Origin of the sequence: Christiangramia fulva (genome assembly GCF_003024155.1) — a bacterium.
Taxonomy (GTDB): Bacteria; Bacteroidota; Bacteroidia; order Flavobacteriales; family Flavobacteriaceae; genus Christiangramia; species Christiangramia fulva.
Genome location: NZ_CP028136.1, coordinates 3,652,447 through 3,664,415, shown reverse-complemented (window position 1 = coordinate 3,664,415; position 11,969 = coordinate 3,652,447). Strand labels below are relative to the sequence as shown.

At 39.4% G+C, this 11,969-nt stretch carries 10 protein-coding genes; 5 read left to right on the top strand and 5 right to left on the bottom strand.

The features are described from left to right. Window positions 1-13 precede the first annotated feature (13 nt). Complete coding sequence (locus C7S20_RS16425) at window positions 14-883, bottom strand: alpha/beta fold hydrolase (RefSeq protein ID WP_107013492.1); 870 nt, start codon at window positions 881-883, stop codon at window positions 14-16. Between the two features lie 186 nt (window positions 884-1,069). Between C7S20_RS16425 and C7S20_RS16420 the strand changes: the two genes are divergently transcribed. Both C7S20_RS16420 and C7S20_RS16415 read left to right on the top strand, forming a co-directional pair. Beyond that, a complete protein-coding gene (locus tag C7S20_RS16420) occupies window positions 1,070-1,894 on the top strand; it encodes a M48 family metallopeptidase (RefSeq protein WP_107013491.1) in 825 nt (274 codons plus the stop codon). Between the two features lie 60 nt (window positions 1,895-1,954). After that, a complete protein-coding gene (locus tag C7S20_RS16415) occupies window positions 1,955-3,277 on the top strand; it encodes an MFS transporter (protein ID WP_107013490.1) in 1,323 nt (440 codons plus the stop codon). Window positions 3,278-3,328: 51 nt separating this feature from the next. Here the strand turns inward: C7S20_RS16415 and C7S20_RS16410 are convergent, their stop codons facing one another. Genes C7S20_RS16410 through C7S20_RS16395 form a run of 4 tightly spaced genes read right to left on the bottom strand, consistent with a single transcriptional unit; the run spans window position 3,329 to window position 6,291 of the window. Next, a complete protein-coding gene (locus C7S20_RS16410; RefSeq protein ID WP_107013489.1) occupies window positions 3,329-4,054 on the bottom strand; it encodes a head GIN domain-containing protein in 726 nt (241 codons plus the stop codon). Window positions 4,055-4,078: 24 nt separating this feature from the next. After that, the gene (locus C7S20_RS16405; protein WP_107013488.1) at window positions 4,079-5,200 is read right to left on the bottom strand and encodes a DUF4097 family beta strand repeat-containing protein; all 1,122 of its coding nucleotides are present in this window, start codon (window positions 5,198-5,200) and stop codon (window positions 4,079-4,081) included. Further along, on the bottom strand, window positions 5,181-5,741 hold the full coding sequence (locus C7S20_RS16400) for a hypothetical protein (protein ID WP_107013487.1): 561 nt from the start codon (window positions 5,739-5,741) through the stop codon (window positions 5,181-5,183). Before C7S20_RS16400 ends, C7S20_RS16405 begins: the two co-directional genes overlap by 20 nt. Further along, window positions 5,731-6,291, bottom strand: coding sequence for an RNA polymerase sigma factor (locus C7S20_RS16395; RefSeq protein WP_107013486.1), 561 nt, complete (start codon window positions 6,289-6,291; stop codon window positions 5,731-5,733). The genes C7S20_RS16400 and C7S20_RS16395 overlap by 11 nt, the downstream gene beginning before the upstream one ends. 210 nt (window positions 6,292-6,501) lie before the next feature. Between C7S20_RS16395 and lon the strand changes: the two genes are divergently transcribed. The 3 genes from lon to rpsA all read left to right on the top strand — a co-directional run bounded on the left by lon (window position 6,502) and on the right by rpsA (window position 11,908). Beyond that, on the top strand, window positions 6,502-8,952 hold the full coding sequence (lon, locus tag C7S20_RS16390; protein ID WP_107013485.1) for an endopeptidase La: 2,451 nt from the start codon (window positions 6,502-6,504) through the stop codon (window positions 8,950-8,952). Window positions 8,953-9,142: 190 nt separating this feature from the next. Continuing rightward, complete coding sequence (cmk, locus tag C7S20_RS16385; protein ID WP_107013484.1) at window positions 9,143-9,844, top strand: (d)CMP kinase; 702 nt, start codon at window positions 9,143-9,145, stop codon at window positions 9,842-9,844. 204 nt (window positions 9,845-10,048) lie between these two features. Further along, window positions 10,049-11,908, top strand: a complete 1,860-nt coding sequence (gene rpsA / locus C7S20_RS16380) for a 30S ribosomal protein S1 (RefSeq protein ID WP_107013483.1) — start codon at window positions 10,049-10,051, stop codon at window positions 11,906-11,908. The last annotated feature ends 61 nt before the right edge of the window (window positions 11,909-11,969 follow it).

Sequence of the window (11,969 nt, the reverse complement as noted above, 5' to 3'; positions counted from 1 at the left end):
AAAAATACAAAGATTATGCCGTGATGAAAGTTGTGATTTTGTTAATTACAATTTCATTTCCCAGGATCCTACGATGCCCCAGTCCGTGTGTGATAAAAATTTCACTATTTTCCAGTGCTTCATGAAGTTCGTAAGCATCGCTTACCGGCACATCAACATCTTTCTCATCATGGATAATTAAGACAGGTAATTTCAAAGTTTTTGCTGAAACCGCCCCGGAATATTCTTCCATGTCTTCACCAAATTTCCGGTCGAGGTAAGATTTCATTAGTTCTGCGACCTTATGGTTCATATTCATAGTTGTTGCGAAATCACGACTTATTCTTGTAACGCTGTTAGCTGTACCTATAATAACAAGCTTTTTGGTGGAAAATCCTTCTTTAATAGCCCGCAGGGAAGACATTCCTCCCAAAGAATGACCTATAACAGCTTCAAAAGGGCCATATTCCTTATTCAGAAAATGCATGCTTTTAATAAAAAAAGGCATCATACTAATTTTACCCGGAGCTTTTCCATGGCCGGGGGCATCAAAACTCACCACGGCGAAACCTTCTTTTAAAAGATGTTTTGCAATCTTTGCAAGCTGTGTTCCACGGCCACTCCAGCCATGAACCAGAAGGATTTTTCTGGTGGAATTGCCGTACTCATATACCACAATTTCCCGGTTTATAGCGGGCACCAGTCTCATGGATTGGGCAGAATTTTTATCCATTTCTTTTTCCCTTTCCGGAAGCGGATATCTAAAAGGTGTTAGAAAAAGTCTGGCGGCAAATCTACTGGCAAGAAATGGGGAAAGAAAGGTTAGGAATTTTGAAATTTTGAGAATATAAGAGGGAACCAGTAATCGCTGAACTGGAAGCTTATCTCTGCTTTCTTTAGTCATATTTTAAGATATCGACAAACTTAGGCTTTTCAAAAGTAATAAAATTGAAGGGAAGCTTAAACCCTGTAAACACAGGGAATATGAACAATGGTATTGTTTTTGAAACATGTTATTTGTTAAATCATACTTAAACGCTGAAGAGCCGGAGTTTAGCTTTTGTAAATTTAAATCACTAAACAAACAATTATGAAACCAAGAAAAATTTTTATAGCCTTTAGCATGCTGCTTTTATTGGTGGCTTGTAAAACAAACCCCTTCACGGGTGAAAAGACTCTGAATTTCGTTAGTAATGACCAGTTATTTCCAGCCTCTTTCGCTCAATATAACCAGTTTCTTGATGAAAATAAGGTGGTTACCGGCACCGAGGAATCCCGAATGGTTAAACGGGTAGGAAACAAAATCGTAAATGCGGCAGAAAGGTATTTGAATGCCAATGGCTACCAGGGATTTATGAATGATTTTGAATGGGAATTCAACCTTGTTAAAGATTCGGCAGTCAATGCTTTTGCCATGCCTGGAGGTAAAGTAGTTGTTTTCACAGGAATTTTACCAGTGGTAAAAGACGAAACAGGCCTTGCAGTAGTGATGGCACATGAGGTTTCTCACGCCCTGGCCGATCACGGTGCACAGCGAATGAGCGCAGCCCAGCTGCAACAATTAGGTGCTGTTGCAGGTAGTGTTGCCTTAAGCGGAAAAAGTGAACAAACTCAACAGATCTTTGCCCAGGCTTATGGTTTGGGCACTCAGGTGGGAGTAATGCTACCTTTTAGTAGAAGGCACGAAGCAGAGGCCGACAGGATTGGCCTTACCTTAATGGCCATTGCCGGGTATGACCCTGATGAAGCAGCGGATCTGTGGAGAAGGATGCAGCAACAAAGCGGTGGACAGGCTCCGCCAGAATTCTTAAGCACCCACCCTTCAAACCAAACCAGGATCAATAATCTTGAAAAATGGGCACCGGAAGCAAAAGCTGAAGCTAAAAAATATGGAGTAACCTCTTTCAAAGAATAACTTTACATAAAATACATTTGAAAAGCCACTGTTTTCAGTGGCTTTTTCTATTTTTAGGGAATGAAGAAATTACCAAAGGGAAGTAAAAAATTAATTCAGGCCTGGGCCTTCTATGATTGGGCCAATAGCGTGTACAGCCTTGTGATCTCTTCAGCTGTTTTTCCCATTTTCTATGGAGCACTTACCATTGTAAAAGATGAAAATGGAAATAAAATCAAAGATACCGTTGAGTTTTTAGGAATTTCATTTAATAATGATTCGCTCATAAGTTATGTTACCGCATCTGCCTTTTTGCTGGTTAGTTTTTTAAGTCCTTTGCTGTCTGGAATAGCCGATTTTGTGGGAAATAAGAAGAATTTCATGAAATTCTTCTGTTACCTTGGGGCTGTTTCGTGTATAGGTTTATACTGGTTCAGCCTCGAATTTCTCTGGTTTGGCTTACTTTGTTATTTTCTTGCGTTAATAGGTTTTTGGGCAAGTCTTGTATTTTATAATTCATATTTGCCTGATATCGCCTTTCCCGATCAGCAGGACAAGGCAAGTGCCAAAGGTTTTTCCCTTGGATATATTGGAAGTGTTCTTCTACTTATTCTTTGCCTGGTCATGATCCTCAATTATGAGAAATTCGGATTTGAAAGTGAAGCTTTTCCCACGAGACTTTCTTTTGTGCTTACAGGCCTGTGGTGGATTGGCTTTAGCCAGTATACCTATCATTATCTTCCGAAGGGAAATAAAAAATCAGGAATTTCCCGGCATGTCTTCTTGAATGGTTTCCGCGAAATAAAAAAAATATGGCATGCTTTAAAGGAAAATATCCAACTGAAGCGATACCTGATCGCTTTTTTTGTGTACAGCATGGCGGTTCAAACAATAATGCTGGTGGCTACTTATTTTGGAATTGAAGAACTTGAATGGGGTCAGCAGGATCCTACTACCGGGCTAATTACGAGTATTTTGCTTATACAATTAGTAGCTGTGGCCGGGGCGACCCTTACTTCTCGTCTGGCGGTAAAATATGGTAATATCAAGATACTGATTTGGATAAACCTTGTGTGGATAGCCATTTGCGGGTATGCCTATTTTATTACACTTCCCGTCCAGTTTTATTTTGCCGCGGCTATGGTCGGACTGGTAATGGGAGGGATTCAATCTTTATCCCGATCGACCTATTCAAAAATGTTGCCTGAAGATGCGATTGATACCGCAAGCTATTTTAGCTTTTACGACGTTTCAGAAAAAATAGGAATTGTAATAGGAATGTTCATGTATGGTTTTGTGGCGCAGATCACTGGCAGCATCAGGTATTCCATTCTTTTTCTTGTTATCTTTTTTATTGCGGGAGTACTTTTATTATTAAGGGTTCCCAAAAAAGTTATTGCATAAAAAAACTGCCCGAAAATCCATTTCCGGGCAGCCTTTTCAAATATTTTATAATCAGTAAGAAGAAACACTCCCCGAACCTGAAGTATTAAAATCTTCTTTTTTAGGATTTCCTTTATAAACAACATCTCCGGAGCCTCCAACAGAAGCTTTTAAAGATTCAGTCGCGGTTACCTGAATGTCTCCTGAACCTGAAATTTTAGCTTCCACATTTTCAGCTTTAAGATCAAAGGCTTTAAAATCGCCGCTTCCGGTCACTTTACATTCCAGATCCTGGGCCCTTCCTTTTAATTTGATGTCACCTGAACCTGTGATCTGCCCTTTAAGATCATTCACATCCACGTTAAGCAGAATGTCACCTGAACCGGTTACCTGCATTTTAAAGTTATTGGCTTTGATCACGTCATCATTCCAAATATCCCCGGAGCCTGTTATAGAAACTTCGTGAATATCCCGAAACGGAACAGTGATTTTTATTTCTTTTGTCGGATGGATGTTTACATCGTCATCAGTAGAAATTTTAAGGACATTATTTTTAACCTCGGTTTTTATATATTCCTGCAGGTTACTTTCAGCTTCGATTTTCAAATTTCCTTCATTGCCTGAAACCAGTACAACATTCATTGAGCCTACAAGCTGAACGCCATCATAGTCTCCAACACTGCGTGATTTAGTAATGACCTCTCCGTTTCCTTTTACTTTATCTTTACTCCACCACTGTGCATTTGCCGATGAAAAAGCTAATAACAGGCTTGTGACGATTAAAATTGTTTTTTTCATGATTTTCTTATTTTGATTGATGATTTACTTTCTATTGAAATTTACATTGCCGTAGCTGGTTGAAATATTAATTATGGCGCCATCGTTTTCAGAACCATAATAGCCTGAAACTTCGTTGCTGGTGTTTTCTTTTCTCCTTTTGGTTACATTTAAACCATCCAGGCCGCTAATATCTCCGTATGAGGTTTTTACCTGGAACTGGAATGCCATCTCATTGTCATATCCAATTTTCACTCCGGTATAATCGGTTTTAATATTTATTTCCCTTGCGCCTTTTATGATCTTTTCGATACTTAGGGATCCGTAATCCATATTTACATCTACTGAAGTAAATACCCGGTTGATCTTGGTGGTTAGGTAATCGCCATTTCCACGAAGTATTTTTACCTTGTCTAAAGTAAGACTTCCGTAGTCGCAGGAAAACTGCATACGGGAAACCTTGTTGATCTTCGAATTTGTATAATCTGCATTTACCTTAAGAGAACTCGCTTCTCCCACTTCATAATCAGAATAATCGGCGTTGATCTCAGCGTTAGTTACAAAACCAATATGGCTGTTCCTGGAATAGTCGAAATTGAGATAATTTGAATCTCCATGCAGCTCCCCAATATCTATTTTTCCGTAATCACAGTTGATCTTTGTATTTCCTGAAGTTTTGTCTATATAGATTCCGCCGTAATCGTTGCTCAGGTGGAGATTGTTTTGAACCGGAGCCTTGATTACATAATTGATCTCCATGTTTACGTTGTTAAAACCTTCAAAAAGGCTTTTCCACCATGATTTCCCTTCTTTAGAAAAGCGTGTTTTAGCAATGACACCAGAAGAATTCTGTTCAAAATCTACAGAAATATTATCAAGTTTACTTTTTACTTTATCTTCATCATCACCACTGGTTTTTACAGTCACCTCTATCACCACCCGGTTCTCATCCCAGGTTGTAACATCTACATTGCCATAGGAGTTGTCAATAGTAAGGTCACTCGTAGCGCTTACATTAAAGGCTTTTTTTATTTTCTTTTCTTCGGTGTGTTTAGCCTCTTTTACAGAATTCTTCTGCCTTTCATTTTCAGGAAGGCTATGAGGGAAGATCGATATTCTTGGCCCCAGGACCGCCATAAAGATTAAGCTAGATAATATTGTTTTCATGGGTGTTTGTTTTTAGTTGTTTGATATGTTCAATTTTTTCGAGAACGCTATTCAATAAGTCAATTCGTTGTTGGAAATTTTGGATCATAGCATAGATTACACGATTATCATTACCGCTTTCATGCAGGTCTTTTTTAAGTCCTTCATACTCTTTCTCCAGTTTTTCCATTTGTTTCAGCGCATCATTAACAATAGCTTCGGTTTCTGGAGTTTTTTCTTCAGCAAGGGAACTCAGTTCTTTGGAAATCACGCTTGTATAAAATTCCTGTGTTTGTTTCATTTCAGGAGAAATGCTTGCCAAATCGGCCTGTTTAGTCTGAAGATCATCTCCAAAGAATTGGCCGGCCAGGAATATTGCGAACAGAAAGCCTGCTGCAATGCCCATAAAAGGATTCCAAAGCTTTCTTACTTTAGACTTTCTGGAAGAACCCGATTGCTTTTCCAGTTTTCTGCGGAAGCGCTCCCGGTGTCCGCTATGTGGCTCTTCTATATCGAAGTTGAGGTCTTCGAAAAGCTCTTCCATATTTTTGTTAGTTTTCATAGTGCTGCAAATTTTTTCTCAGACTTTCTTTGGCCCTGGATACCGTTGTGCGGCAATTAGCATAAGAAATATCCATAATTTCACAAATTTCATCGTAGTCGTAACCTTCTATCAGGTGGAGGGTAAGTGCAAGCCGGTAATTTGGTTTCAGCTTTTCCATCTGATAAAGGATAATACGAACCTTTTCGTTGTTTCTATCTTCGCTATCTAAAGCAAGGCCTCCATCATCCACTTCATTTTTAAGCTCATCGTTGTAGCTCACTTCGCTCAGTTTTTCTTTTTTATGATAGGCGCTGATGCTTTCGTTTACCACAATTCGTTTGAGCCATGCGCCAAATGTTGAGGTACCCTGGAAACTTTCAATTTTTGTGAAAGCGCTTAAAAAAGCTTCCTGCATTACATCTTCGGCTTCAGCCGGGTGCCTGGTTATTCGCAAAGCGGTATTGTACATAGCTTTATGATAGCGTTCATAAATTTCCATTTGCGCCCGTTGATCGCCATGGCGGCAACGGTCAACTAGTTCATTGATATGTGTGATGGTTTGTGTCAATTAAAACTTAGTTTCTACTATAAAGATGGGCTTAAGTTACGATTGTTACAGTTTTGAAAAATTATTTTAAAAAAAAGCATGGCATAGGAATTGAATAAATGAAATAGAAATCAGCAAAAGTTTGGAATTCACTTATAAATCAGGACTTTTGAGAATGTAATCGAATTTGGAAGAATCCGGATTCTGTGACAGTTTGACTTAAAAACAGCTATGGCGAAAACAAAATTTACAGATATTGACAGTTTGTCATTACAGGGAATGGACGAGGATGCAGAATTAATTCCTCTTATGACCCCTGAAGACGAAGAAGAAATAAATCGAGAAAATCTCCCCGAAACCCTGCCCATACTTCCGCTCAGAAATACGGTATTGTTCCCTGGGGTGGTTATTCCAATTACCGCGGGAAGAGATGCATCTATTAAACTGATAAATGAAGCGAATAACGGAAGCAAGATCATTGGGGTGGTTTCTCAAAAAGATGAGGAAGTAGAAAACCCCAGCGGGAAAGACATTAATAAAGTAGGAGTTGTCGCGCGTATTCTACGCGTTTTAAAGATGCCCGATGGAAATACCACAGTGATCATCCAGGGGAAAAAACGTTTTAGAATTACCCAGATCGTTACCGAGCAGCCTTATATGAATGCCACGATCACCGAAATGCCTGAAACCAAACCTGAAAAGGGAAATGCGGAATTCTCAGCTATTATAGATTCAATTAAAGATCTCGCGCTGCAAATTATAAAGGGGAGTCCGAATATACCTTCTGAGGCTTCTTTTGCGATTAAAAATATCGAAAGCAACTCCTTTTTGATCAATTTTGTTTCATCTAATATGAGCCTTTCTGTGGAAGAAAAGCAGGCCCTGCTTGAAATGAACGATTTGAAAGAGCGCGCCCTGGCCACTCTGAAACATATGAATACTGAATACCAGAAACTGGAACTCAAAAATGATATCCAGAGCAAGGTGCAGAGCGATATGAGCCAGCAGCAACGCGAATACTTCCTTCACCAGCAAATGAAAACCATCCAGGAAGAACTTGGAGGGGTTTCTCATGAGGGTGAGATTGAAGAAATGAGGCAAAGCGCCAAAGACAAAAAATGGGGTAAAGACGTTCAGGAGCATTTTGAAAAGGAACTTTCCAAGATGCAGCGAATGAATCCTCAAGTTGCCGAATATTCTATTCAGCGTAATTATCTGGATCTTTTCCTGGATCTTCCATGGAATGAATTCAGCAAGGACAAATTCGACCTTAAAAGGGCGAAAAAAATACTCGATCGCGATCATTATGGTCTCGATGACGTAAAACGAAGGATCATTGAATACCTCGCGGTGCTGAAACTGCGAAATGATATGAAATCTCCAATTCTTTGCCTTTACGGGCCTCCGGGGGTTGGTAAAACTTCTCTTGGGAAATCTATAGCTGAAGCTTTAGGCAGGGAGTATGTAAGAATTTCTCTGGGAGGTTTACGTGACGAAGCCGAGATTCGCGGACACCGAAAAACCTATATTGGAGCAATGCCCGGAAGGATCATTCAGAGTTTGAAGAAGGCCGGAACCAGTAACCCGGTTTTCGTACTCGATGAAATTGATAAACTTGCCATTGGTAATTCCGGAGATCCGTCTTCAGCTTTACTGGAAGTGCTGGATCCTGAGCAAAATCATGATTTCCACGATAATTTCCTGGAAATGGGATTTGATCTTTCCAAAGTGATGTTCATCGCGACCTGCAATTCTTTAAGTACCATTCAGCCTGCGTTAAGGGATCGTATGGAGATCATCAATGTGACCGGATATACCATTGAAGAAAAAGTTCAGATCGCCAAACGACATTTATTACCCAAGCAACTTGAAGAACACGGTTTAAAAGCTGAACATCTTAAAATTGGTAAAAAACAACTCGAGAAAATCATCGAGGGATATACCAGAGAATCTGGGGTTCGAAGCCTCGAAAAGCAAATCGCAAAGGTGGTTCGTTATGCCGCCAAAAATATTGCGATGGAGGAGGAGTACAATGTTAAGATCAGCAATGAAGATGTGATCGAGATTCTGGGAAGTCCGAAAATGGAACGGGATAAATACGAAAACAACGATATTGCCGGTGTGGTTACAGGTTTAGCCTGGACTAGCGTTGGTGGGGATATTCTTTTTATCGAATCTATTCTCTCTAAAGGAAAAGGAAACCTTAGCATTACCGGGAATCTTGGAAAAGTGATGAAAGAATCTGCCACCATCGCCATGGAATATATCAAGGCGAATGCTGAAAGATTAGGAATAATTCCTTCGATTTTCGATCAATATAATGTGCATATCCACGTGCCCGAAGGAGCAACACCAAAAGACGGTCCGAGTGCGGGAATCACAATGCTTACTTCCCTGGTTTCCCTCTTTACTCAGAAAAAAGTGAAAAAGAGTATCGCCATGACCGGTGAAATCACACTTCGGGGAAAAGTGCTTCCGGTAGGGGGGATCAAAGAAAAAATACTCGCTGCCAAAAGAGCTCGTATAAAAGAGATCATTCTTTGTGAAGATAACCGCCGGGATATTAAAGAGATAAAAGATGAATATCTCGAAGGTCTTACTTTTCATTATGTGAAGGAAATGAGCGAGGTAATTGATATCGCCATTACCGATGAAAAGGTGAAGAATGCTAAAAAATTATAAAATTACGAATGCTGCCTGAAAGCTGAAATACGAGGCAATCGGAATTTGACAACGAACCTAAAGCATTAAATATCAAAGGCTTTAGAATCGCGACCAAATTTAGTTATCCGAACCCCGCCCTTTTAGCCGGCCTTTTTTCATTCTTATTTTATAAAGAAAAAAGTACCTTTACCTGCGCAGAAAAAATTGAATGGATAAAAAAATAACAATTGCAATAGACGGATTTTCGTCAACAGGCAAAAGTACCGTAGCAAAGAAGCTGGCCAGGGAGCTTGGATATGTATATGTAGATACCGGCGCGATGTACCGTGCCGTTACCTTATATATGATGCGCAAGGTTTTTGTGGCCGATGGTAATTTTGACCGCGAGGCAATCATTCGGCATCTTCCTTTCATCAACCTTAAATTTGTCTTTAATAATAGCCTTGGTTATGGAGAAATTTATTTGAATAATGAAAATGTGGAAAAAGAAATTCGTTATCTGGATGTTTCTAAACACGTAAGCCAGGTGGCTGCGATACCTGAAATTCGTAAAATGCTGGTAAAACAGCAACAGGAAATGGGAAAAAATAAAGGTATTGTTATGGATGGGCGTGATATTGGGACAGTGGTTTTTCCTGGGGCAGAATTGAAAATTTTCATGACCGCTTCTACCGAACAACGGGCAAAACGACGTTATGATGAACTGAAGGAGAGGGGCGATAATATTGAATACGAAGCGGTACTTAAAAACGTCAAAGACCGCGATTTTCTTGACTCTACCCGTGAGGATTCCCCACTTCGGAAAGCTGTAGATGCGGTTGAATTTGACAATTCTCGCATGAATTTGGAGGAACAATTTGAAAAAGTCTTAAAACTTGCAAATGATAAAATAAAAGAAGTAAATTCTTAATACTTGAAAATTACCTGAATAGCTGCAATTAATTGGAATATTAGTTGCAGCTTATTTTATATAATCTTATTTTTGCACTCCTTTTTGGCAGAAGACCGGAAATCCAAAAAAGGTTTGATAATCAAAATTGTAAAATCACTTCTGTGTTTCATTTTTGCTGAAAGATTTCCGGAGAAACTCAGAATACAAAATTTATAGTCAGTAATGGCTGAAGAAACAAAAAACAAAGAAGTTCAGGATTCTACTGAAGAACTTGAAGTACAGGATGTTGCAGGTATGGATACCGATTCACAACCTGAACCCGAAAAACAACAGGAAAGTCCTGAAAAATTCCTAAAAGAATTCAACTGGCATAATTATGAAGAAGGAATTGATCCTATCGATGATGAAAAGCTGGAAGAATTTGAAAAGCTGGTTGAAGAGAATTTCGTAGACACTTTAGACGACGAAGTTGTGACCGGAAAAGTGATCAATATCACCGACCGTGACGCAATTATCGATATAAACGCGAAGAGTGAAGGAGTTATTTCTCTAAACGAATTTCGTTATAATCCAGATCTTAAAGTAGGAGATGAAGTTGAGGTATTGATCGATGTTCGTGAAGACGCAACCGGTCAGCTTATCCTTTCTCACCGTAAAGCCCGTGTTATTATGGCGTGGGACCGTGTGAACAAAGCACATGATGAAGGTCTTGTGGTTAACGGATTCATTAAATGTCGTACCAAAGGTGGTATGATCGTAGATGTTTTTGGAATCGAAGCTTTCCTTCCAGGTTCACAAATAGACGTGAAACCTATTCGTGATTACGATGCTTACGTTGGTAAGAACATGGAATTCAAAGTTGTGAAGATCAACCATGAATTTAAGAACGTGGTAGTTTCTCACAAAGCGCTTATCGAAGCCGATATCGAAGAACAGAAAAAAGAGATCATTAGTCAGCTTGAAAAAGGTCAGGTACTTGAAGGTACCGTTAAGAACATCACATCTTATGGTGTATTTGTTGACCTTGGTGGTGTTGACGGACTTGTTCACATTACAGATCTTAGCTGGTCAAGGATCAACCATCCAAATGAGATCGTTGAACTGGATCAAAAATTGAATGTGGTAATTCTTGATTTTGATGAGTCTAAAACAAGAATCCAACTTGGTCTTAAACAATTAAGCCAGCACCCATGGGATGCTCTTGACGAAAATCTTAAAGTAGGTGATAAAGTGAAAGGTAAAGTAGTTGTGATCGCAGATTACGGTGCGTTTATCGAAGTAGCTGAAGGCGTTGAAGGTCTTATCCACGTTTCTGAAATGTCCTGGAGTACTCACTTGAGATCTGCTCAGGATTTCGTAAATGTTGGTGATGAGGTTGAAGCTCAAATCCTTACTCTTGACAGAGAAGACAGAAAAATGTCTCTTGGAATTAAACAATTGACTCCAGATCCATGGACAGATATAACTTCTAAATATCCTGTTGGTTCTAAACACAAAGGTATCGTGCGTAACTTCACCAATTTTGGTGTGTTCGTAGAACTGGAAGAAGGAATCGACGGACTAATCTATATCTCTGATCTTTCCTGGACTAAGAAGATCAAGCATCCATCTGAATTCTGTAATGTAGGAGATGAGCTTGAAGTAGTTGTACTTGAATTGGATGTTGAAGGCAGAAAATTGAGCCTTGGTCACAAACAAATCGAAGACAACCCCTGGGATAAGTACGAGGAAGAATTCGCGGTTGGAACCAAGCATACAGCTAAAATTGGTGAGATCGTAGATAAAGGAGCGACTATCGACTTTAATGAAGATATCACTGCTTTTGTACCTCAGAGACATCTTGAAAAAGAAGACGGAAGTAAACTGAAGAAAGGTGAAGAAGCCGAATTCCAAATCATTGAATTCAACAAAGAATTCAAAAGAGTGGTAGCTTCTCACATGACTGTTCACAAAGAAGAAGAGCAGAAAATTGTTAAGCAGGCTGCTAAAAAAGCGGCAGCACAAAGCAATGACAAAACCACTATTGGTGATGTAAATGCCGATCTTCAGGCACTTAAAGATAAAATGGAAGGGAAGAAATAATTTCCCTGTTTCTAAAATAGAAGAGGTTGTCTATACAGGCAGCCTCTTTTTTTTATAATGC